This window comes from Streptomyces sp. NPDC054932 (assembly GCF_053610205.1).
On record NZ_JBSGXU010000055.1, the window covers coordinates 21257 to 42689 of the forward strand.

Here is a 21433-nt window from a genome sequence, read left to right on the forward strand (position 1 = left end):
GGCGTCGCGGGCCGGGCGGGACTTTGCGGACACCCCCTAGAGGTCGTTGCGGACGAGTGAGGCCCGGTCCTCGGCGGCTTCCGCCGGGGCCTTCTTCGGCCAGACGGTGTACGCCAGGGCGACCAGGGCGTGGATGCCGACCGCCCGCAGGGCGCCGAACTGCCAGGCCTGGAGCGAGCTGACGTCGCCCGCGTCGCCGACGTACCAGATCGCCACCTGCAGCAGGGCCAGGGCGACGGCCGCGGCGATCACGGTACGGACCCAGAGCTTCCACTCGTGCCGGGCCCGTTCCTTCCCGTACCCGGCGCCCGCGGGCTTCGGTCCCCCGGCCAGCCGGTACGCGGCGTGCCCGTCGAGCCACTTGATCGTGTAGTGCCCGTAGGCGATGGTGTAGCCGATGTACAGGGCGGCCAGTCCGTGCTTCCAGTCCGGCTCGGCGCCGTTCTTGAGGTCGAGCGTGGTGACCACCAGCAGGACCAGCTCCATCAGGGGCTCGCACAGCAGGACCGCCGCCCCCAGCCTCGGCATCCTCGCGAGGTAGCGCAGGGCCAGCCCGGCCGCCAGCAGTACCCAGAAGCCGACCTCGCAGGCGATGATCAGCGCGACGATCATGGGACTCTCCGTCCGCTCGGTTCTCAGTTCCCCTCCAGACTCCCGTCCGGCCGGGCCCGTTTCGTCGTCTCCATTGACCATCCGGGCCTGCATCGTTCGATGTACCGGGACCTCGGCCTCTCCGCCGAGGTGTACGGCTCGCGCACCCTGTTGGATGGGACCGTGACCACGAAGAGCCTGCTCCCCCACCGTGACGACGTCCTTCTCGCGGTGATCAGCGTGGCCGCGGGCCTGGTGTTCTGGTCGCTCGGCGTCTACAGCAGCCCGAGCCGGGACACGCTGCCCGCCTGGGCGGCCCTGATCCCCCTGCTGGTCCTCGGCTCGATGGAGCTGCTGCGCCGGACCACCCCACGGGTGACCCTGGTCGTCGGCACCGCCGGGGTGATCGCCGACCAGTTCACGGTCGGCAGCCTCGCCACCGTCGTGATCTTCACCGATCTGATGTACGCCGCCGTCGTGTACGGAAAACCGGCCATGGCCCGGCGGCTCCCGGTGACCACCGGTCTGATCTCCGTCGTGATCACCATCGCCTCGGTGGCCTGGCTGCGCACCCCGCAGGCCCTCCTGATCGGCGCGATCACCGGCATCGTGAGCTTCGCCCCGGCCCTGACCGGCGCCACCCTGCGCAACCACCGCGAGGCCGCCGAGGCCGCCCGGCTGCGGGCCGAGCAGACCGCGCTGCTGGCCGAGATGGACCGCACTCAGGCCGTGGCCGCCGAGCGCGCCAGGATGGCCCGGGAGCTGCACGACATGGTGGCCAACCACCTCTCCGCCATCGCCATCCACTCCACCGCCGCGCTCTCCATAGACACGGCCTCGACCAGCCGTGACGCGCTCGGCGTGATCCGCGAGAACAGCGTGCAGGGGCTGGCCGAAATGCGCCGCCTGATCGGGCTGCTGCGGGATGCCGGGGGCGACCGGGAACCGGTCGCCGTGCCCTCGCTGGACGGCCTGGACTCCCTGATCGCGCAGGCCGGGACCAACGGCTCGGCGAGCGGGCTGACGTTCGTGCTCCACGACGAGCGGCCGTCCGGGGAGCCGGCGGCGGCCCCCGTGGAGCTGGCGGCGTACCGGATCGTCCAGGAATCGCTCACCAATGCGCTCAAGCACGCCGCGCCGGGCACGGTCACGGTCCGCGTGGCGCACACCGGCGGGCTGCTGACCGTATGGGTGGACTCCCCCTACGGGGACCGGCCGGGCCCCCGCGCGCCCGGCTCCGGGGCGGGTCTGATCGGCATGCGGGAGCGGACGGAACTGCTGGGCGGGGAGTTCACGGCGGGCCGGTCCGGCCCGGTGTGGCAGGTACGGGCGACACTGCCCGCTGAGGAGAAGGCGGTGGAGGCATGACCATCCGGGTGGTGGTGGCGGAGGATCAGGGCGCGGTCCGGGCCGGGCTGGTGCTCATCCTGCGCAGCGCGGGCGACGTCGAGGTGGTGGGCGAGGCGGCCGACGGGGAGGAGGCGGTGCGCCTGGCCCGGGAGCTGCGGCCGGATCTCGTCCTCATGGACGTGCAGATGCCCCGGCTCGACGGGGTGTCCGCGACGCGTCAGGTGGTGTCGGAGGGCCTGGCCGATGTCCTGGTGCTGACCACCTTCGACCTCGACGAGTACGTGTTCGGGGCGCTGCGGGCGGGGGCCGCCGGCTTCCTGCTGAAGAACGCGGACGCCGCGGAGCTCATCGAGGCGGTACGGACCGTCGCGCGCGGCGAGGGGCTGATCGCCCCGGCGGTGACACGGCGGCTGATCGCGGAGTTCGCGGCCCCGCGTCCGGCGCGGCCCGCTCCGGCGCCGGAGCGGGCCGCGGCGGTCGCCTCCCTCACCCGGCGGGAGCGGGAGGTGCTGAGCGCGCTGGGCGAGGGGCTGTCGAACGCGGAGATCGCCGTGCGTCTGGAGATGGCGGAAGCAACGGCCAAGACGCACGTCAGCAGGCTGCTCGGCAAGCTGGAGCTGCGCAGCAGACTCCAAGCGGCAGTGCTCGCACAGGAGTTGGGGATGTAGGCGCGAAGGCGCGCACCGGTCTGGACCTCTTGACGGTTGGTCCAGACCTTTCTACGCTCGCCGCAACACTGTGGTGAGCGTGCCATGACAAAGCGTGCTCACGGGCGGCGCAGGTCCCACCCCCATGTCGCAGTCGGCCCCACGACTGCGACGGACCTACGGAGGATCACCCTTGAGCACAGCATCCCCACCCCGCACCAGGCGCACCCGGTTCTTCAGCCGAGTCGCGGCGATCGTGGCCGCGCTCGCCCTGCCCGTCACCGGACTCGTCGCCCTGGCCGGCCCGGCCCAGGCGGCCGCCTCCGCGACGGCGACGTACACCAAGGTCTCCGACTGGGGCTCCGGCTTCGAGGGCAAGTGGGTGGTGAAGAACACCGGCACCACCACCCTGAGCAGCTGGACCGTGGAGTGGGACTATCCGGCGGGCACCTCGGTCACCTCGGCCTGGGACGCCACGGTCACCGGCTCGGGCACGCACTGGACGGCCAGGAATCTCGGCTGGAACGGCACCCTCGCCCCCGGCGCCACCGCCAGCTTCGGCTTCAACGGCGCCGGCGGCGGCGCGCCCAGCGGCTGCAAGGTCAACGGCGCCTCCTGCGACGGCGGCACCCAGCCCGGCGACACTCCCCCCACGGCTCCCGGCACCCCCACCGCGAGCAATGTCGCCGACACCTCGCTCACCCTGACCTGGACCCCGGCCACGGACGACAAGGGCGTCAAGAACTACGACGTCTTCCGGGGCTCCGCCAAGATCGCCACCGTGACCGGGACCAGCTACGCGGACTCGGGCCTGACCAAGGGCACGACGTACACCTACAGCGTCACCGCCCGCGACACCGTCGACCAGACCGGCCCCTCCTCCGGCTCCGCGACGGTGACGACGACCGGCGGGGTCATCCCCCCGGACCCCGGCGGCAAGGTCAAGCTCGGCTACTTCACCAACTGGGGCGTCTACGGACGCAACTACCACGTGAAGAACCTGGTGACCTCCGGCACGGCGAGCAGGATCACGCACATCAACTACGCCTTCGGCAACGTCCAGAACGGCCAGTGCACGATCGGTGACGCCTACGCCGACTACGACAAGGCCTACACCGCCGACCAGAGCGTCGACGGCGTCGCCGACACCTGGGACCAGTCGCTGCGCGGCAACTTCAACCAGCTGCGCAAGCTGAAGAAGCAGTACCCGAACATCAAGGTGCTGTGGTCCTTCGGCGGCTGGACCTGGTCCGGCGGCTTCCCCCAGGCCGCCGCCAACCCGACCGCCTTCGCCCAGTCCTGCTACAACCTGGTCGAGGACCCGCGCTGGGCCGATGTCTTCGACGGCATCGACCTGGACTGGGAGTACCCGAACGCCTGCGGCCTGTCCTGCGACACCAGCGGAGCGGCCGCCTTCAAGAACCTGATGCAGGCGACCCGGGCCAAGTTCGGCGCGAACAACCTGGTCACCGCGGCCATCACCGCCGACGCCTCCAGCGGCGGCAAGATCGACGCGGCCGACTACGGCGGCGCCGCGCAGTACGTCGACTTCTACAACGTCATGACGTACGACTTCTTCGGTGCCTGGGCGGCGCAGGGCCCGACCGCCCCGCACTCCCCGCTCACCTCCTACGCGGGCATCCCGCAGGCCGGCTTCAACTCGGCCGACGCCATCGCCAAGCTCAAGGCCAAGGGCGTCGCCGGCGCCAAGCTCAACCTCGGCATCGGCTTCTACGGCCGCGGCTGGACCGGAGTGACCCAGGCGGCCCCCGGCGGCACCGCCACCGGGCCCGCGCCGGGCACCTACGAGCAGGGCATCGAGGACTACAAGGTGCTCAGGAGCAGCTGCCCGGCCACCGGCACCATCGCCGGCACGGCCTACGCCAAGTGCGGCAGCAACTGGTGGAGCTACGACACCCCCGCCACGATCGCCGGGAAGATGACCTGGGCCAAGCAGCAGGGCCTCAGGGGAGCCTTCTACTGGGAGTTCAGCGGCGACACCGCGAACGGTGAACTCGCCAACGCGGTCCACACCGGGCTCCAGTAAAGGCCGAAGCCGGGGAGACGGGTCCGCCCCCGTCTCCCCGGCTTCTCCGTACCCCGCCGGGGTACCAGGGCCCGTCTTGCCGATCAGGCCGGGCCCTAGGCCACGTTCACCCGCTGGCCGGGCGGCGCCGCCTCCAGCCAGGCCAGGAAACCGGTCAGCGCGTCCTCGCTCATCGCCAGCTCCAGGCGGGTCCCCCGGTGGAGACAGCCGAGCACGACCGCGTCGGACAGCAGGGCCAGCTCCTCCTCGCCCTCCGGGGCGCGGCGGGCGACGACCTCGATCGAGGACCGCTCCAGCAGCCGGCGCGGCCGCGGGGAGTACGAGAACACCCGGAACCACTCGATCCGGTCACCGCTGTAGCGGGCGACCCCGTACACCCAGCCCTTGCCGGAGATGTCGGGCTCCTCGGACACACCCCAGCGCATGCTGCAGTCGAAGGTTCCGCCGGACCGCTGGATGAGTCTGCGGCGCAGCCCGAAAACAAACAGCCCGATCACCACCAGGGCTACGACCAGGCCGCTCACAAGCAGAGCGAGGAGCATCTTCACCGACCTCCTCGCTCATCGAATACGCATGAGAAAAAAACGGACCTGCATCGCCTCAGCCGCGACCCGGTCTGGAAAATTCCAGCACGGACCGCGGCTGAGGTCGCTCGAGTCCCGGCGGTTGCCCCCCGGGACTCAAGCATTCAAACTCCGACGGGCATTCAGCCCGTTACGGCGCGCAGCCGGACATCAGCGCGACGCTCGGCGGCCGCGTCGGCCTCCGCCTTCGCGCGCTCCAGTGCCCGCTCCGCACGCTGGACGTCAATCTCGTCCGCGAGCTCGGCGATCTCGGCCAGCAGGGACAGCTTGTTGTCCGCGAACGAGATGAAACCGCCGTGCACCGCGGCGACGACAGTGTTGCCGTCGCTGGTACGGATGGTCACCGGGCCCGATTCCAGCACACCGAGAAGCGGCTGGTGACCGGGCATGACGCCGATGTCGCCGGACGTGGTGCGGGCGACAACAAGGGTGGCCTCGCCGGACCAGACATTGCGGTCCGCCGCGACCAGCTCGACGTGCAGCTCAGCAGCCAAGGTGGCTCCTCGGGTCACCACCCGGCGGGTCGGCCGGGTGTTGGGTCAAATTCTAATGGGCGTGGGGAGAGGGACGGGACACACCCGCCCCTCTCCTGCAAGACACCAGCCGGCGAGCCGGCGGGCCTTCGAACCGGATGCGCTCCGCGAGGAGCGCGCCGGATCAGGAGACGCCCAGCTCCTTGGCGTTGGCCTTCAGGTCCTCGATGCCACCGCACAGGAAGAACGCCTGCTCGGGGAAGTGGTCGTAGTCACCGTCGCAGATCGCGTTGAACGCGGTGATCGACTCGTCGAGCGGAACGTCCGAACCGTCCACACCGGTGAACTGCTTCGCCACGTGGGTGTTCTGCGACAGGAAGCGCTCGACACGACGGGCACGGTGGACAACGAGCTTGTCCTCCTCGCCCAGCTCGTCGATACCGAGGATCGCGATGATGTCCTGGAGGTCCTTGTACTTCTGCAGGATCCCCTTGACGCGCATCGCCGTGGCGTAGTGGTCCGCCGCGATGTACCGCGGGTCGAGGATGCGGGACGTCGAGTCCAGCGGGTCCACGGCCGGGTAGATGCCCTTCTCGGAGATCGGACGGGAAAGAACCGTCGTCGCGTCGAGGTGGGCGAAGGTGGTCGCCGGCGCCGGGTCGGTCAGGTCGTCCGCGGGGACGTAGATCGCCTGCATCGAGGTGATCGAGTGACCACGGGTCGAGGTGATGCGCTCCTGCAGCAGACCCATCTCGTCAGCCAGGTTCGGCTGGTAACCCACTGCGGACGGCATGCGGCCGAGCAGCGTGGAGACCTCGGAACCGGCCTGGGTGTAACGGAAGATGTTGTCAATGAAGAAGAGCACGTCCTGCTTCTGCACATCGCGGAAGTACTCCGCCATGGTCAGACCGGCAAGGGCGACGCGAAGACGGGTGCCCGGGGGCTCGTCCATCTGGCCGAAGACAAGCGCCGTCTTGTCGATGACGCCCGAGTCGGCCATTTCCTCGATGAGGTCGTTGCCCTCACGGGTACGCTCACCGACGCCCGCGAAGACCGACACACCGTCGTGGTTGTTGGCGACGCGGTAGATCATTTCCTGGATCAGAACGGTCTTGCCGACACCGGCACCACCGAACAGACCGATCTTTCCACCCTTGACGTACGGGGTGAGAAGGTCGATGACCTTGACGCCGGTCTCGAACATCTCGGTCTTCGACTCGAGCTCGTCGAAGCGAGGGGCCTTGCGGTGGATCGGCCAGCGCTCGGTGACGTTGGCGTTCTCCTCCGGGTAGTTCAGCACCTCACCGAGGGTGTTGAACACCTTGCCCTTGGTGAAGTCACCGACGGGGACGGTGATGCCCTCGCCCGTGTCGGTCACCGGGGCCTGGCGGACCAGACCGTCGGTCGGCTGCATCGAGATGGTACGGACGAGGCCGTCACCCAGGTGCTGCGCGACCTCGAGGGTCAGGGTCTTCAGCGCGCCGTCCTCGGCCGGGTCGGCGACCTGGACCTTCAGCGCGTTGTAGATCTCGGGCATGGCGTCGACGGGGAACTCCACGTCGACGACCGGGCCGATGACCCGGGCGACGCGGCCCGTGGCGGCGGCCGTCTCAACAGTGGTCGTCATTACTTGTCACTCCCCGCGGTCGCGTCAGCCATGGCGCTCGCGCCACCGACGATCTCGCTGATTTCCTGGGTGATTTCGGCCTGGCGGGCCGCGTTGGCAAGCCGGGAGAGGCTCTTGATGAGGTCTCCGGCGTTGTCGGTCGCCGCCTTCATCGCGCGGCGGCGGGCGGCGTGCTCGGAAGCGGCCGACTGCAGCAGTGCGTTGTAGATACGGCTCTCGACGTAGCGCGGCAGCAGGGCGTCGAGGACGTCCTCCGCCGACGGCTCGAAGTCGAACAGCGGAAGGATCTCGCCCTTCGCACCGGTCTCCTCCTGAGCCTGATCGAGGCTGAGCGGCAGCATCCGGCCGTCGACCGGGTTCTGCGTCATCATCGACACGAATTCCGTGTAGACGATGTGCAGCTCGTCGACGCCACCCTCGGCCGTTTCCAGCTGGATGGCCTCGATCAGCGGCCCGGCGACGCGCTTGGCGTCGGCGTAGGCCGGGCTGTCGGTGAAGCCGGTCCACGAATCCGCGACCTTGCGCTCGCGGAAGCCGTAGTAGGCCAGCCCCTTACGGCCGACGATGTAGGTGTCGACCTCCTTGCCCTCGCCACGCAGCCGCTCGGTGAGCCGCTCCGCCTGCTTGATGGCATTCGAGGAGTAGCCGCCGGCCAGACCGCGGTCGCTCGTGATGAGCACGATCGCGGCACGGGTCGGCGCCTCGACCTCGGTCGTCAGGGCGTGCTTGGTGTTCGAGCCGGTCGCCACCGCGGTCACCGCACGGGTGAGCTCGGTCGCGTACGGCATCGATGCCGCCACCTTGCGCTGCGCCTTGACGATGCGCGAGGCGGCGATCATCTCCATCGCCTTGGTGATCTTCTTGGTCGCCGTGATGGCACGGATGCGACGCTTGTAGACCCGGAGCTGCGCTCCCATGAGTCAGGTCCCTTCCGTCGTCACTTGGAGACGTTGACGGCCGGTGCGTCCTCGCCCAGGAGCTTGCCGTCCGAGGTCTCGAACTGGCGCTTGAAGGAAGCGATGGCGTCCGCGACCGACGTCAGGGTGTCGTCCGACATCTTGCCGCCGTCGGCGATGGAGGTGAGGAGGTCCTTGCGCTCGCGGCGCAGGTGCTCCAGCAGCTCCGACTCGAAGCGACGGATGTCGACGACCGGAACGTCGTCCATCTTGCCGGTGGTGCCGGCCCAGACGGAGATGACCTGCTCCTCGACGGGCATCGGCTGGTACTGGCCCTGCTTCAGCAGCTCGACCAGACGCTTGCCGCGCTCCAGCGAGGCCTTCGACGCGGCGTCCAGGTCGGAACCGAAGGCGGCGAACGCCTCCAGCTCACGGTACTGGGCGAGGTCCAGGCGCAGACGGCCGGAAACCTGCTTCATGGCCTTGTGCTGGGCGGAACCACCGACGCGGGAGACCGAGATACCGACGTTCAGCGCCGGGCGCTGGCCCGCGTTGAACAGGTCGGACTCCAGGAAGCACTGGCCGTCGGTGATGGAGATGACGTTGGTCGGGATGAACGCCGACACATCGTTCGCCTTGGTCTCGACGATCGGCAGACCGGTCATCGAACCGGCACCCATGTCGTCGGAGAGCTTGGCGCAACGCTCCAGCAGACGCGAGTGCAGGTAGAAGACGTCACCCGGGTAGGCCTCACGGCCCGGCGGGCGGCGCAGCAGCAGCGACACGGCGCGGTAGGCGTCGGCCTGCTTCGACAGGTCGTCGAAGATGATCAGGACGTGCTTGCCGGCGTACATCCAGTGCTGGCCGATGGCGGAACCGGTGTACGGCGCCAGGTACTTGAAGCCGGCCGGGTCGGACGCCGGGGCGGCGACGATCGTCGTGTACTCGAGCGCGCCCGCGTCTTCCAGCGCGCCGCGAACGGACGCGATGGTCGAGCCCTTCTGGCCGATGGCGACGTAGATGCAGCGAACCTGCTTGTTCACGTCACCGGAGCGCCAGTTGTCGCGCTGGTTGATGATCGTGTCGACAGCCAGGGCGGTCTTGCCCGTCTGACGGTCACCGATGATCAGCTGACGCTGGCCACGGCCGACGGGGACCATCGCGTCGATGGCCTTGTAGCCGGTCTGCATCGGCTCGTGGACCGACTTGCGGACCATGACGCCGGGGGCCTGCAGCTCGAGGGCGCGGCGGCCTTCGGTCGCGATCTCGCCGAGACCGTCGATCGGGTTGCCGAGCGGGTCGACGACGCGGCCGAGGTAGCCCTCGCCGACGCCGACGGAGAGCACCTCACCGGTGCGCTGCACCGGCTGGCCCTCCTCGATACCGCTGAACTCGCCGAGGACGACCGCACCGATCTCGCGCTCCTCGAGGTTGAGGGCGAGACCGAGGGTGCCGTCCTCGAACTTCAGCAGCTCGTTCGCCATGGCGGAGGGCAGGCCCTCCACCTTCGCGATGCCGTCGCCGGCAACGCTGACCGTTCCGACCTCCTCGCGCGAGGCCGCGTCCGGCTGGTACGACTGGACAAAGTTCTCCAGTGCGTCCCGGATCTCCTCCGGCCGGATCGTGAGCTCCGCCATCTGGGTTCCCTGCTCTCCTTGTTGGGCCTGAAGCTTCTTAGGGGTCTGGGGGCGACCCCCAGGAATCTTCTGCAAGTTCTGCACGGCCCAACCGGGCCGCTAGGAATGCTTTGTTCTATTGGTGGCTGGTCAGCCGGCCATGCGGCGGGACGCCTCGGCGAGGCGGTCCGCGATGGTGCCGTCGATGACCTCGTCGCCGACTCGCACCGAGATCCCGCCGAGGACCTCGGGGTCCACGTCGAGGTTCAGGTGCATCTGGCGGCCGTACAGCTTGGCCAGCACCGCGCCGAGACGCGCCTTCTGCACGTCGCTGAGCGGAACCGCGCTGGTCACGGTGGCGACCATGCGGTCACGGCGCTCGGCGGCGAGCTTGGAGAGGGACTCGAGTCCCGCTTCCAGGCTACGTCCACGCGGGTGCGTGACAAGACGGATCACCAGGCGCTCGGTGACGGCGTTCACCTTGCCGCCGAGCAGGCTGCGCAGCAGCTCGCTCTTGGCGGAGGTGGTGGCCGCGCGGTCGGTCAGCGCGGAGCGCAGCTCGGTGCTCGAGGACACGATCCGGCCGAAGCGGAAGATCTCGTCCTCGACGTCGTCGAGCCCGCCCGACTGCTGGGCCGCCGTGAGGTCGGCGGTGGCCGCCAGCTCCTCCAGCGAGTCCACCAGGTCGCGGGACTGCGACCAGCGGGACCGGACCATGCCGGACACCAGGTCGAGGGTTTCCCCGCCGACCTGACCGCCGAGCAGCCGACCGGCCAGCTCGGCCTTGGCCTCGCCGGACTGCGCCGGGTCGGTGAGGACCCGACGCAGCGAGACCTCACGGTCGAGCAGCGCGGTGACGGCAGCCAGCTCACCGGCGAGCTTCGCCGCGTCGACGGACGTGTTGTCCGTCAGTGCGTCGAGACGCTCGCGCGCGGAGGCCAGTGCCTCGCGGCTCGCTCCGTTCATCGGGCCGCCTCGGCCTTCTCCTCAAGCTCGCTGAGGAAGCGGTCGATGGTGCGGCTCTGCCGGGCGTGGTCCTCAAGGGACTCGCCGACGAGCTTTCCGGCCAGGTCGGTGGCGAGCTTGCCCACGTCCTGACGCAGCGCCTGAGAGGCGGCCTTGCGGTCTGCCGCGATCTGGGCGTGACCGGCAGCGATGATCTCCTCACGCTGCCGCTGGCCCTCTGCGCGCAGTTCTTCCTTCAGCGCAGTGCCCTGCTCCAGCGCTTCCTGGCGCAGGCGCGCGGCCTCGTGCCGGGCTTCGGCGAGCTGGGCCTTGTACTGCTCCAGGACGCTCTGGGCCTCGGTCTGGGCGGATTCCGCCTTCTCGATACCGCCCTCGATGGCCTCGCGGCGCTCTTCCAGAACCTTGTTGATGTTCGGGAGGAGCTTCTTCGCGAGGAAACCGAAGACGATGACGAAGGCGAGCAGACCGATGACGAGCTCGGGGATCGGCGGGACGAGGGGGTTTTGAGGCTCCTCGGCCGCGAGAACCAGGAGGTTCACATCAGTGCCTTTCGTCGATTCGGACTAGTCGTGGGGTTCGTCAGCTGTAGACGAACGGCATGACCAGACCGATGAGGGCGAGCGCCTCACAGAAGGCGAAGCCGAGGATCTGGTTGGCGCGGATCAGACCGGCAGCTTCGGGCTGACGGGCGAGCGCCTGGGTGCCGTTACCGAAGATGATGCCGACGCCGACGCCGGGGCCGATCGCCGCGAGGCCGTAGCCAACGGAGCTGAGGGAACCGGTGACGGCAGCAAGGGTCTGGGACATGCCAGTTCTTCCTTCTCTTTCACGGACCGGTGGGGGTTGGCCACCGGACGACTGGGGGGATTGCTTGGAGCGGGTTGCGCTCAGTGGTGCTCGGCGAGCGCGCCCTGCAGGAAGCTGCAGGCCAGGAGCACGAAGACGTAGGCCTGGACAGCCTGGATGAAGAGTTCGAAAGCGGTCATCACGAGGACCATGACGAACGAGACGCCCGCGTAGGCGATGCCGATCCCGTTCAGCAGGTACCAGCTGGCGATGGTGAACAGCAGCAGCAGGGTGTGACCGGCGAACATGTTCGCGAACAGTCGGACCGCGTGGGTGAAGGGGCGGACCAGGACGTTCGAGAAGAACTCGATGATCATGACCATCGGCAGGACCGGGCCGAGCGTCTTGTCGTAGCCCGTGATGTTCTTGAAGCCGCCGACGAAACCGTGGCGCTTGAAGGTCACCGACATCCACATGACGTAGATGACGAGGGCCAGGCCGGCCGGGTACGCGATGACCGCGGTCACCGGGAACTGGGCGAGCGGGACGATGGACCAGAGGTTCATCATCCAGACGAAGAAGAACGTCGCGACCATGAAGGGGACGTACTTCTCGCCCTCCTTCTTGCCCAGCGTCTCGTAGACGATGCCGCGGCGCACGAAGTCGTAACCGGCCTCGGCGACCATCTGCAGCTTGCCCGGGACGACCTTCGGCTTCCGGAACGCAGCCCAGAAGAAGCCGACGATGATGATCGAGCCGAGCATGGCCAGCAGCATCGTCTTGTTGAAGTACAGGCCGCTGTCGTCACCGAAGATCGGCTTGAACAGGAACGAGTACAGGGTCGGGCCCGGGAAGCCGCAGCCAGTGCCGTCTTCGAAATGACAATTGATCTCGAAGGCGAGCGTCATGTCAGCAGCACTCACCGCAGGGCTCCTTCAGCGTGGCGCATAGGTACGGCAACCTCGTTGTGTCGGCGCGGCGCGCAGCCGCGGTTCGGCACTGGACTGGTGTTACGGATGGTGGGGCGACAGGCAGGCATCGAGCCTCGCGATGGGACAGGCGTCAGCTCAGATGCCCGCGCCCGCAGTGCCGCAGTTGGCACCGGACGATAGCAGGATCTCGAACGCTCACTTATCCCGGCCCTACCCTTCACGACTTCGGCCCCGGATTTTCGGGCTTGTCGCCCTTCACCGAGTCCGGTTCGACGTAAAGAATCTTGGCCTTCATGTGAGCACGGGTCTGCGCGCCGATCCACACCAGGGTGGTGACGACGAGCGTGATCGCGAACGCCTTGGGGTTGAACAGGGTGGTGTTCTTGAACGCCGCGACAAACACGAAAAGCAGCAGGATCTGGGCCGTGTAGAGCATGAGCCCCATGGCCTGGAAGAGATGCGGGAGTGATTTCGCCGTGCGCTGCAGAACGACGAATCCGATGCCCATGAAAAGAATCACGACCAGCGTCGCGACGACGGCTCCGACCGCGCCCTTGCTGCCGACGACCAACGCGCTGATCGCTGCGGCGAGAGCGCCGGCGACAGCCGTGGGTACGGCAGCTTGCAGGAGGGATCGGACGTCATCTGACCGCATGGCGGTTTGCTCCGCGTGGTGGTGGGGGCACTGGACTCGTACAGGACGAGCGTAAGCCCGGTCCGAGAGGGAACCTCGGGCCAAGGGACCGTCGCACTACGGTCCTTCGGCTCTGTCGCCGGGTTTAGTGAACGGTATCACAAACTATTTGATGAGAGCTTTACCTGTCAGGTGTGCCGACTGTCACACATGAGAGTGACCCTGCGCGTGTGTGCGCGACAAGCGGGCGTCTTGCCTGATAAAGGCCATCCATATCCGACATGCGCCTCGGGCGTCAGCGGGTGGATTCAGCCTTACGCCGGTCGGGGAAGCGCGAACGGGGGCCCACGGCGGTCGCTCCGTTGACGCCGGAGACGCCCGCGGCGATCGGCCTCGCGGGCTCCGGCTCCGTCCCCGACGCATCCCGTGCGGCCGCCTCCGCGGCGGCCTCGGCGGCGCGTGCGGCGTGCCGGTACCGCGGCGGAACCAGACCCTCCGCCCAGCGCGGGGTGCGCGGGGTGAACCGCGGCAGAAGCAGCAGGATCAAGCCGATCGCGCTGAGCGCGGCGATCGCCAGCACGATCCACATCGTGGCGGAATGCACTGAGTAGGCCACCGTGCCGAAGGCGATCAGGCCCGACCAGAAGTACATGATCAGGACCGCGCGGCTGTGCGAGTGCCCGAGCTCCAGCAGCCGGTGGTGCAGGTGGCCGCGGTCGGCCGCGAAGGGCGACTGGCCCTTCCACGTACGCCGGACGATGGCCAGGACCAGGTCGGCCATCGGGATCGCGATGATCGTCAGCGGCAGGATCAGCGGGATGAAGACCGGGAGCATCGCGTGCGTCGCGTTGCGCTCGCCCTGCGCGTACAGGGCCAGGGCGTCGGGGTCCACCTGACCGGTGATGGAGATGGCGGCGGCGGCGAGCACCAGGCCGATGAGCATCGAGCCGGAGTCGCCCATGAAGATCCGGGCGGGATGCATGTTGTGCGGCAGGAAGCCGAGGCACATGCCCATCAGGATCGCGGCGAAGAGGGTGGCGGGCGCGGCCGCCTCGATGCCGTAGCCGAACCAGATCCGGTAGGCGTACAGGAAGAACGCGGCCGCGGCGATGCAGACCATGCCGGCGGCGAGACCGTCGAGGCCGTCGACGAAGTTCACCGCGTTGATGGTGATCACGACGAGCGCCACGGTGAGCAGGTTGCCCTGCCACTGGGTGAGCGCGACCGTGCCGATGAAGGGCACCGGGATCCACAGGATGGTCAGACCCTGCATGACCATCACGCCTGCGGAGATCATCTGCGCGCCGAGCTTGATGAGCGCGTCGATCTCGAACTTGTCGTCGAGGACGCCGATCAGCCAGATCAGCGCGGCGCCCGAGAGCAGCGCCCGTGGTTCGTTCGACAGCTCGAAGACACCGTTGAGGTTGGGCAGGTGGTCCGCGACCAGCAGGCCCGCGCACAGACCGCCGAACATGGCGATGCCGCCGAGGCGCGGTGTGGGCTCCCGGTGCACGTCGCGGGCGCGGATCTCCGGCATGGCCCCGGCCGCGATCGCGAACTTCCGCACGGGCCCGGTCAGCAGGTAGGTCACCGCGACCGTGACGCAAAGCGTCAGCAGATATTCACGCACGGGCTGCCCCAGATGTATCGCCGGCCATCTCAGCCCCACACATTAGCTGCGATGTCACCTCCATCGAGGACGCGAGGGGGCGGTATCCCGGTTCCAGTACGCCCCGCTTGTCCTGCTTACTCCGCGTAAGGGGGAAATCCCATCGTGAGCTCACTGACCTCCGTACGTGTTTTCGCGCCATCCCCGTCCAGCGCCGCGGCGAACAATGCCGCGATCCGCACCATCTCCGCCTCGCCCATTCCCTGCGTGGTCACGGCGGCCGTCCCCAGCCGGATGCCGCGCTGGTCCCCGTACGGGAGGACGCAGGTGTCCAGCACGATCCCGGCGGCCGCCAGCCGGCCGCGTGCGGTCGGGCCGTCCACGCCCAGCGGCGCGGGGTCGGCGGCGATCAGATGGGTGTCGGTGCCGCCGGTGCTGATGGCGAACCCGCGTTCCTGGAGCGCGGCCGCCAGCACGCGGGCATTGGCGACGACCCGGTGGGCGTACGTGGCGAAGGCCGGCCGGGCCGCCTCGCCGAAGGCCACGGCCTTGGCGGCGATGGTGTGCATCTGCGCCCCGCCCTGCGTGAAGGGGAACACCGCCCGGTCGATGCGCTCGGCGTACTCGGCGCCGCACAGCACCATTCCGCCGCGCGGCCCGCGCAGCACCTTGTGCGTGGTCGCGCAGACGATGTCCGCGTACGGGACGGGGCTGGGCGCCGCCCCGCCGGCCACCAGCCCGATCGGATGGGCGGCGTCCGCGATGAGGTAGGCGCCGACCTCGTCCGCGATCTCCCGGAAGGCCGAGTACTCGGGGTGGCGGGGGTAGGAGATGGAGCCGCACACGATCGCCTTGGGCCGGTGCGCGTGGGCCAGGCGCTGCACCTGCCGGTAGTCGATGAGACCGCTCTCGGCGTCGAGCCCGTACCCGACGAAGTCGAACCACCGCCCGGAGAAGTTGGCGGGCGACCCGTGCGTGAGGTGTCCCCCGTACGTGAGCCCCATCGCCAGCACGGTGTCCCCCGGCCGCAGCAGGGCGGCGTACGCGGCCAGGACGGCGGAGGAGCCGGAGTGGGGCTGCACGTTGGCGTGCTCGGCGCCGAAGAGCGCCTTGGCCCGCTCCACGGCGGTCCGCTCGGCCAGATCGGCGTACTCGCACCCGCCGTGGTGCCGGGCGCCGGGATACCCCTCGGCGTACTTGTTGGCGAGCGCGGACCCGAGGGCCGCGAGCACGGCGGTCGAGGTGAAGTTCTCCGCGGCGATCAGCTGCAGCGTGCCGGCCTGGCGCTGTCTCTCCCCGGCCAGTACGTCGGCCATCTGCGGGTCCTGCAGGCGCAGCAGGTCCGTGGGCTGGGTGATGACGCTCATGGCGCGACTCCAGGGGTACCGGGTACCAGCCACTGTAGGCCCGCGGGCCCCGCCGTGCCCTGTCGGCGCGGGGCGGTTCCCTGCCCGGCGCGGCACTCGCTCCGTCCGTCCCCAAGGAGCCTGTCGGCCTCCGGCCGGACGGGGCCTCAGCGCGGGGCGGTCACGCCCGTCAGGGCCGTCACGACCGGATCCAGCGCCTGGTTGATCTCGTCGCCGATCGAGCGGAAGAAGGTGATCGGCGCCCCGTACGGGTCGTACACCTCGTCCGCGTCCGGCGACGGCGCCAGCAGCCAGCCGCGCAGTGCCGCGGCGGCCCGTACCAGCGCCCGCGCCCGCTCCGCCATGCCGTCGTCCAGCGGCGGCAGCGTGGCCGGATCTATCGCCCGCACCAGCCGGGTGAATTCCTTCAGCGTGAAGGTGCGCAGTCCCGCCGAATGGCCCATCGAGATGACCTGGGCCCGGTGGTCGCGGGTGGCGGTCAGCACCAGGTCGGCGCGTATGACGTGCTCGTCCAGCAGCTCCCGCCCGGTGAACCCGGACGCGTCGGCCCCGAAGTCCGCCAGCACGGCGGCCGCGTTCGCCTCCATCGGGGCGCCCTCGTGGCCCCAGGTGCCGGCGCTCTCCACGATGAGGTCACCGGTGACGGGACCGCCGAGGCGGTGCGAGAGGGCATGGCGCGTCAGCCGCTCGGTGATGGGCGAGCGGCACACGTTGCCGGTGCTGACGTGGAGTATGCGGAAAGTGTTTCCTCCGGCCGCCGCCGGGCGCCACCCCCCTGCTATGCCACGCCCCTCAGGGCTCACGGGGCGACCTCGAGGTCGGGTACGACCTCCCGCAGCTGGTCTGCGGTGAGCGCCCCCTCGCGCAGCAGGACGGGAACCTTCCCGGTGACGTCGACGATCGACGACGGCTGGATGCCGGGCGTCGGGCCGCCGTCCAGGTACACGGACACGGAGTCCCCGAGCATCTCGCGCGCGGCGTCGCAGTCCTCGGGCGCCGGGTGCCCGGACAGGTTGGCCGAGGACACCGCCATCGGGCCGACCTCGGTCAGCAGCTCGATCGCCACGGGGTGCAGGGGCATGCGCACGGCCACGGTGCCCTCGGTGTCCCCGAGGTCCCACGCCAGCGAGGGCTGGTGCTTGGCGACCAGGGTCAGCGCGCCCGGCCAGAAGGCGTCGACGAGCTCCCAGGCCTGCTCGGAGAAGTCGGTGACGAGGCCGTGGAGCGTGTTCGGGGAGCCGATGAGCACCGGGGTGGGCATCCCGCGGCCCCGGCCCTTGGCCGCGAGCAGGTCGTGGACGGCCTCCGGGCTGAAGGCGTCCGCGCCGATCCCGTACAGGGTGTCGGTGGGCAGCACGACGAGCTCGCCGCGGCGGACGGCGGATGCGGCTTCGCGCAGACCCGTCTTACGGTCCGTCGCGTCGTTGCAGTCGTATCGCCGGGCCATCAGCGGGCCTCCTCGTGCATCAGTGGGGTGGCGGGGATCGTCGCGCCGGTCACGGCAGGGCCTTGCGGGCCGTCGCGAAGCGCGGGCGGTTGTTGAGGTCCGGGTGGTCGGCCGCGTCGGCCCAGCCCCGCTCCTCGGCGAAGATCCACGGAACCTGGCCGCCCTGGGTGTCGGCGTGCTCGATGACCACGATCCCACCCGGCCGCAGGAGCCGGTGGGCGGTCCGCTCGATGCCGCGGATGGTGTCGAGGCCGTCCTCGCCGGAGAAGAGCGCCATCTCCGGATCGTGGTCGCGGGCCTCGGGGGCGACGTACTCCCACTCGGTGAGCGGGATGTACGGCGGGTTGGAGATGACCAGGTCGACCTGTCCGTCGAGCTCGGGCAGCGCGCTCAGGGCGTCGCCCTGGTGGACGGTGACCCGGGAGCCCTCGGCGTTCTTGCGGGTCCACCGCAGGGCGTCCTCGGACAGCTCGACCGCGTGCACGCGCGAGCGCGGCACCTCCTGGGCCATGGCCAGCGCGATCGCGCCGGAGCCGGTGCACAGGTCGACGATCAGCGGCTCGACGACGTCCATCGCCCGGACGGCGTGTATGGCCCAGTCCACGACCGATTCGGTCTCGGGCCGGGGCACGAAGACCCCGGGTCCGACCTGCAGCTCCAGGTACCGGAAGAAGGCTCGGCCGGTGATGTGCTGGAGCGGCTCGCGCGCCTCGCGGCGGGCGACGGCCTCCCAGTAGCGGGCGTCGAAGTCCGCGTCCTTGACGTGGTGCAGTTCCCCCCGCTTGACGCCGTGCACGAAGGCGGCGAGCTCCTCCGCGTCGAAGCGCGGTGAGGGCACGCCGGCGGCGGCCAGCCGCTGGGTGGCCTGGGCCACCTCGGCAAGCAGCAAGTTCACGCTGGTCCTCCGGGCTGCTGTCGTACGGGGGGTGATGCAGGGATCGGGTCAGTGCGCGGCCGCGAGCTTGGCCGCGGAGTCCGTGTCCACGCAGGCCTGGATGACCGCGTCGAGGTCACCGTCGAGCACCTGGTCCAAGTTGTACGCCTTGAAACCGGTCCGGTGGTCCGAGATCCGGTTTTCCGGGTAGTTGTACGTCCGGATCTTCTCGGAACGGTCCACGGAGCGCACCTGGCTGCGGCGCACGTCCGATGCCTCCTGCTCGGCGGCCTCCTGGGCGGCGGCCAGGAGCCGCGAGCGCAGGATGCGCATGGCCTGCTCCTTGTTCTGGAGCTGGCTCTTCTCGTTCTGGCAGGAGGCGACCACACCGGTCGGGATGTGCGTGATGCGCACGGCCGAGTCGGTGGTGTTGACGGACTGGCCGCCGGGGCCGGACGAGCGGTACACGTCGATGCGGAGGTCGTTCATGTTGATCTCGACCTCGACCTCCTCGGCCTCCGGGGTGACGAGCACGCCGGCGGCGGAGGTGTGGATGCGGCCCTGGGACTCGGTGGCCGGAACGCGCTGGACGCGGTGCACGCCGCCCTCGTACTTCAGGCGGGCCCACACGCCCTGGCCGGGCTCGGTGGCACCGTTGCCGCCCTTGGTGCGGACGGAGACCTGGACGTCCTTGTAGCCGCCGAGCTCGGACTCGGTGGCGTCGATGATCTCGGTCTTCCAGCCCACGCGCTCGGCGTAGCGCAGGTACATGCGCAGCAGGTCGCCGGCGAACAGTGCCGACTCGTCGCCGCCCGCGCCCGCCTTGACCTCGAGGAGCACGTCCTTGTCGTCGCTGGGGTCGCGCGGGACGAGCAGCAGGCGGAGCTTCTCGGTGAGCTCTTCGCGCTGTGCGCTCAGTTCCTTGACCTCGGCCGCGAAGTCGGGGTCGTCGGCCGCGAACTCCTTGGCCGTCTCGATGTCCTCGGCGGACTGCTTCCAGGCACGGAAGGTCGCGACGATCGGGGTCAGCTCCGCGTAGCGCTTGTTCAGCTTGCGCGCGTTGGCCTGATCCGAGTGGACCGAAGGGTCGGCGAGCTTCGTCTCAAGATCGGCGTGTTCGCCGACCAATTCCTCGACCGCTTCGAACATCGGGGGACTCCTGGGGTGAAAGTGCGAGAGGGCTGCACGGGGGCGGGGTGGCGGACGGAACGACGACAAAGGCGCCGGTCCGGCCGCCCCCGAGTGGACAGGGGGCGGCCGGAGACCGGCGCCTGGGTCGCGCTACTTCTTGGCCGCACCCTTGCCGAAGCGGGCCTCGAAGCGGGCCACACGGCCACCGGTGTCGAGGATCTTCTGCTTGCCCGTGTAGAACGGGTGGCACTCGGAGCAGACCTCGGCTCGGATGGAGCCCTCGGTCAGGGTGCTGCGAGTGGTGAACGACGCGCCACAGGTGCAGCTGACCTGGGTCTCGACGTACTCGGGGTGAACATCGCGCTTCAAGGTGTCTCCTAGATTCGGGAGGGCGCCGGGTCGCAGGAGCCGAATTGCGCACTGCGTGAACCGGGGCCGACAGACCAGTCTGCCAGGACCGGGCTGCCTGTCAAAATTCTGAGGACGCCTCCCTCAACGGGACGGGGTCTCCATCTATTCCGCACCGGCCCGCAGCCCGTGCCCGGCCCCGCCCGCGCCCCCGCGGACTGCGGCCCTACTGGACGATCGACCCGGCCGTGCTCTTGTCGCCGGAGGAGTTCACGGTGGCCTCCGCCGGGATCGGCCGGTCGGCCAGCAGGGCGTCCCAGACCATCTTGGTCTCCTTGGTGAGCGGGGCCACGCGGTTGGGGTCGCGGGGGTCCGTGGTCACCGGCAGCGTGATCATCTGCATGTCCTGGGCGTCGATGCCCTGGAGGCCCTGGGCGAAGCCCATGAGGGATTTCACGTCACCGAGCGCCTTGTCGGTGGTGATCGCCTTGGTGGCGGAGTCGGCGATGTCGAGCAGCTTCTTCGGGTTGTCGAACAGCCCGATGCCCTTGACCTGCTTGATGAGTGCCTTGATGAAGGCCTGCTGGAGCTGTATTCGGCCCAGGTCGCTGCCGTCGCCGACGCTCTTGCGGGTGCGGACGAGGCCGAGGGCCTGCTCCCCGTTGAGCTTGTTGGTGCCGGCCGCGAGGTCCAGATGGCTGGCGCCGTCCTTGATGGGCTTGGTGGTGGTCACCTCGACGCCGCCGAGATTGTCGATGATCTTCTTGAAGCCGGTGAAGTCGACCTCTATGTAGTGATCCATGCGGATCCCCGACATCTTCTCGACGGTCTTGACCGCGCAGGCGGCCCCGCCGACGGTGAACGCCTCGTTGAACTGGGTGCGCTGACCGCCGGGGTCGGTCTTCCCGCCCGGCGTCGCGCAGGAGGGGCGGGCGATCATGGTGTCGCGCGGTATCGACACGACGCTGGCCTTCTCGTGGCCCTCGTACAGGTGGATGATCATCGCCGTGTCGGAGCGGGCGGAGCCGCCGTCGTCCTGGCCGTACTCGCCGTTGGCGCCGCCGCGGGAGTCGGAGCCCAGGACGAGGATGTCCATCGAGCCGTTGTCGACGTTCTGCGGGCGGTCGGTGCCGAGGGCCTGGTCGATGTCGACGGTCTTCAGGTTGCCGTTGAACTTGAAGTAGAAGTAGCCGAGGCCCGCACCCCCCAGCAGGACCACCCCCGCAGCGCTCCAGGCGGCAACGGCGACGGCCCTGCGGCGCTTCGCCGGCTTGCGGCGGCGCCGGGCCGCGGCACGCCCGCCGTGGTCCTTGCTCTCCTCGGTCATGCTCTCCTCAGTCCTTGGTCCGGTCCCCTGGTCGTTCCGGCCCGCCGTCCACCCCGCGGTTCCTCTGACACAGACGGGTGTACGGCGCCCAGGGTTCCATTCCGGGCCGAACCGCACCGCAGGGCGCGTGTACCCCGAAACACCGCCCGGACGCGCGACAGCCCCCGCCGCGGGTGCGGCG

The 21433-nt window shown here is 69.5% G+C and carries 22 protein-coding genes; 3 read left to right on the plus strand and 19 right to left on the minus strand.

The window, feature by feature from the left end:
• Positions 1-36 precede the first annotated feature (36 nt).
• Positions 37-612 carry a hypothetical protein gene (locus ACWGE1_RS17370; protein WP_453421353.1) on the minus strand — a complete coding sequence of 192 codons (576 nt, stop codon included), beginning with the start codon at positions 610-612 and terminating at the stop codon, positions 37-39.
• Between the two features lie 162 nt (positions 613-774).
• On the opposite strand from ACWGE1_RS17370, the gene ACWGE1_RS17375 reads away from it, so the two are divergent.
• The 3 genes from ACWGE1_RS17375 (at position 775) to ACWGE1_RS17385 (ending at position 4635) form a co-directional block, all read left to right on the plus strand.
• A complete protein-coding gene (locus tag ACWGE1_RS17375) occupies positions 775-1959 on the plus strand; it encodes a sensor histidine kinase (protein ID WP_453421354.1) in 1185 nt (394 codons plus the stop codon).
• A complete protein-coding gene (locus ACWGE1_RS17380; RefSeq protein ID WP_453421355.1) occupies positions 1956-2609 on the plus strand; it encodes a response regulator in 654 nt (217 codons plus the stop codon). Before ACWGE1_RS17375 ends, ACWGE1_RS17380 begins: the two co-directional genes overlap by 4 nt.
• 124 nt (positions 2610-2733) lie before the next feature.
• Positions 2734-4635, plus strand: coding sequence for a glycosyl hydrolase family 18 protein (locus ACWGE1_RS17385; protein ID WP_453421356.1), 1902 nt, complete (start codon positions 2734-2736; stop codon positions 4633-4635).
• Positions 4636-4730: 95 nt separating this feature from the next.
• Here the strand turns inward: ACWGE1_RS17385 and ACWGE1_RS17390 are convergent, their stop codons facing one another.
• The 18 genes from ACWGE1_RS17390 to ACWGE1_RS17475 all read right to left on the minus strand — a co-directional run bounded on the left by ACWGE1_RS17390 (position 4731) and on the right by ACWGE1_RS17475 (position 21252).
• Positions 4731-5177: a DUF2550 domain-containing protein gene (locus ACWGE1_RS17390; RefSeq protein ID WP_397729056.1), complete on the minus strand. Its 447-nt coding sequence runs from the start codon at positions 5175-5177 to the stop codon at positions 4731-4733.
• Positions 5178-5341: 164 nt separating this feature from the next.
• Positions 5342-5713: a F0F1 ATP synthase subunit epsilon gene (locus ACWGE1_RS17395; RefSeq protein ID WP_030008701.1), complete on the minus strand. Its 372-nt coding sequence runs from the start codon at positions 5711-5713 to the stop codon at positions 5342-5344.
• A 163-nt stretch (positions 5714-5876) separates the two neighbouring features.
• Positions 5877-7319, minus strand: a complete 1443-nt coding sequence (gene atpD, locus ACWGE1_RS17400; protein WP_030386949.1) for a F0F1 ATP synthase subunit beta — start codon at positions 7317-7319, stop codon at positions 5877-5879.
• Positions 7319-8236 carry a F0F1 ATP synthase subunit gamma gene (locus ACWGE1_RS17405; protein ID WP_453421357.1) on the minus strand — a complete coding sequence of 306 codons (918 nt, stop codon included), beginning with the start codon at positions 8234-8236 and terminating at the stop codon, positions 7319-7321. The genes atpD and ACWGE1_RS17405 overlap by 1 nt, the downstream gene beginning before the upstream one ends.
• Before the next feature lie 20 nt (positions 8237-8256).
• Positions 8257-9852 carry a F0F1 ATP synthase subunit alpha gene (gene atpA, locus ACWGE1_RS17410; RefSeq protein ID WP_453421358.1) on the minus strand — a complete coding sequence of 532 codons (1596 nt, stop codon included), beginning with the start codon at positions 9850-9852 and terminating at the stop codon, positions 8257-8259.
• A 129-nt stretch (positions 9853-9981) separates the two neighbouring features.
• Positions 9982-10797 carry a F0F1 ATP synthase subunit delta gene (locus ACWGE1_RS17415; protein WP_453421359.1) on the minus strand — a complete coding sequence of 272 codons (816 nt, stop codon included), beginning with the start codon at positions 10795-10797 and terminating at the stop codon, positions 9982-9984.
• Positions 10794-11336 (minus strand): F0F1 ATP synthase subunit B, encoded by a 543-nt coding sequence (locus ACWGE1_RS17420; protein WP_030386953.1) that lies wholly within the window; start codon positions 11334-11336, stop codon positions 10794-10796. The genes ACWGE1_RS17415 and ACWGE1_RS17420 overlap by 4 nt, the downstream gene beginning before the upstream one ends.
• Before the next feature lie 40 nt (positions 11337-11376).
• Positions 11377-11604: an ATP synthase F0 subunit C gene (gene atpE / locus ACWGE1_RS17425; RefSeq protein WP_030386954.1), complete on the minus strand. Its 228-nt coding sequence runs from the start codon at positions 11602-11604 to the stop codon at positions 11377-11379.
• A gap of 80 nt (positions 11605-11684) precedes the next feature.
• Positions 11685-12491 carry a F0F1 ATP synthase subunit A gene (gene atpB / locus ACWGE1_RS17430; protein ID WP_453421366.1) on the minus strand — a complete coding sequence of 269 codons (807 nt, stop codon included), beginning with the start codon at positions 12489-12491 and terminating at the stop codon, positions 11685-11687.
• A gap of 241 nt (positions 12492-12732) precedes the next feature.
• On the minus strand, positions 12733-13170 hold the full coding sequence (locus ACWGE1_RS17435) for a hypothetical protein (RefSeq protein WP_453421360.1): 438 nt from the start codon (positions 13168-13170) through the stop codon (positions 12733-12735).
• Between the two features lie 274 nt (positions 13171-13444).
• The gene (locus ACWGE1_RS17440) at positions 13445-14791 is read right to left on the minus strand and encodes an MraY family glycosyltransferase (RefSeq protein WP_453421367.1); all 1347 of its coding nucleotides are present in this window, start codon (positions 14789-14791) and stop codon (positions 13445-13447) included.
• Positions 14792-14895: 104 nt separating this feature from the next.
• A complete protein-coding gene (locus ACWGE1_RS17445) occupies positions 14896-16125 on the minus strand; it encodes a serine hydroxymethyltransferase (RefSeq protein ID WP_453421361.1) in 1230 nt (409 codons plus the stop codon).
• Positions 16126-16271: 146 nt separating this feature from the next.
• Positions 16272-16928 carry an arsenate reductase/protein-tyrosine-phosphatase family protein gene (locus ACWGE1_RS17450; RefSeq protein ID WP_453421362.1) on the minus strand — a complete coding sequence of 219 codons (657 nt, stop codon included), beginning with the start codon at positions 16926-16928 and terminating at the stop codon, positions 16272-16274.
• A complete protein-coding gene (locus ACWGE1_RS17455; protein ID WP_453421363.1) occupies positions 16925-17572 on the minus strand; it encodes an L-threonylcarbamoyladenylate synthase in 648 nt (215 codons plus the stop codon). The genes ACWGE1_RS17450 and ACWGE1_RS17455 overlap by 4 nt, the downstream gene beginning before the upstream one ends.
• Positions 17573-17621: 49 nt before the next feature.
• The gene (prmC, locus tag ACWGE1_RS17460) at positions 17622-18467 is read right to left on the minus strand and encodes a peptide chain release factor N(5)-glutamine methyltransferase (RefSeq protein WP_030008688.1); all 846 of its coding nucleotides are present in this window, start codon (positions 18465-18467) and stop codon (positions 17622-17624) included.
• Between the two features lie 48 nt (positions 18468-18515).
• Positions 18516-19595: a peptide chain release factor 1 gene (gene prfA, locus ACWGE1_RS17465; protein WP_453421364.1), complete on the minus strand. Its 1080-nt coding sequence runs from the start codon at positions 19593-19595 to the stop codon at positions 18516-18518.
• 132 nt (positions 19596-19727) lie between these two features.
• Complete coding sequence (gene rpmE, locus ACWGE1_RS17470; RefSeq protein ID WP_030708126.1) at positions 19728-19946, minus strand: 50S ribosomal protein L31; 219 nt, start codon at positions 19944-19946, stop codon at positions 19728-19730.
• A 205-nt stretch (positions 19947-20151) separates the two neighbouring features.
• Positions 20152-21252 (minus strand): LCP family protein, encoded by a 1101-nt coding sequence (locus ACWGE1_RS17475; RefSeq protein WP_453421365.1) that lies wholly within the window; start codon positions 21250-21252, stop codon positions 20152-20154.
• Positions 21253-21433: the final 181 nt, after the last annotated feature.

Coding starts and splice junctions, on each gene's coding strand:
- ACWGE1_RS17415 (WP_453421359.1), bottom strand. CDS start 10,797: ATGAACGGAGCGAGCCGCGAGGCACTGGCCTCCGCGCGCGAGCGTCTC.
- ACWGE1_RS17370 (WP_453421353.1), bottom strand. CDS start 612: ATGATCGTCGCGCTGATCATCGCCTGCGAGGTCGGCTTCTGGGTACTG.
- ACWGE1_RS17475 (WP_453421365.1), bottom strand. CDS start 21,252: ATGACCGAGGAGAGCAAGGACCACGGCGGGCGTGCCGCGGCCCGGCGC.
- ACWGE1_RS17445 (WP_453421361.1), bottom strand. CDS start 16,125: ATGAGCGTCATCACCCAGCCCACGGACCTGCTGCGCCTGCAGGACCCG.
- atpE (WP_030386954.1), bottom strand. CDS start 11,604: ATGTCCCAGACCCTTGCTGCCGTCACCGGTTCCCTCAGCTCCGTTGGC.
- atpB (WP_453421366.1), bottom strand. CDS start 12,491: ATGACGCTCGCCTTCGAGATCAATTGTCATTTCGAAGACGGCACTGGC.
- ACWGE1_RS17385 (WP_453421356.1), top strand. CDS start 2,734: ATGTCGCAGTCGGCCCCACGACTGCGACGGACCTACGGAGGATCACCC.
- ACWGE1_RS17405 (WP_453421357.1), bottom strand. CDS start 8,236: ATGGGAGCGCAGCTCCGGGTCTACAAGCGTCGCATCCGTGCCATCACG.
- prfA (WP_453421364.1), bottom strand. CDS start 19,595: ATGTTCGAAGCGGTCGAGGAATTGGTCGGCGAACACGCCGATCTTGAG.
- ACWGE1_RS17380 (WP_453421355.1), top strand. CDS start 1,956: ATGACCATCCGGGTGGTGGTGGCGGAGGATCAGGGCGCGGTCCGGGCC.
- ACWGE1_RS17390 (WP_397729056.1), bottom strand. CDS start 5,177: ATGCTCCTCGCTCTGCTTGTGAGCGGCCTGGTCGTAGCCCTGGTGGTG.
- ACWGE1_RS17435 (WP_453421360.1), bottom strand. CDS start 13,170: ATGCGGTCAGATGACGTCCGATCCCTCCTGCAAGCTGCCGTACCCACG.
- atpD (WP_030386949.1), bottom strand. CDS start 7,319: ATGACGACCACTGTTGAGACGGCCGCCGCCACGGGCCGCGTCGCCCGG.
- atpA (WP_453421358.1), bottom strand. CDS start 9,852: ATGGCGGAGCTCACGATCCGGCCGGAGGAGATCCGGGACGCACTGGAG.
- ACWGE1_RS17455 (WP_453421363.1), bottom strand. CDS start 17,572: ATGGCCCGGCGATACGACTGCAACGACGCGACGGACCGTAAGACGGGT.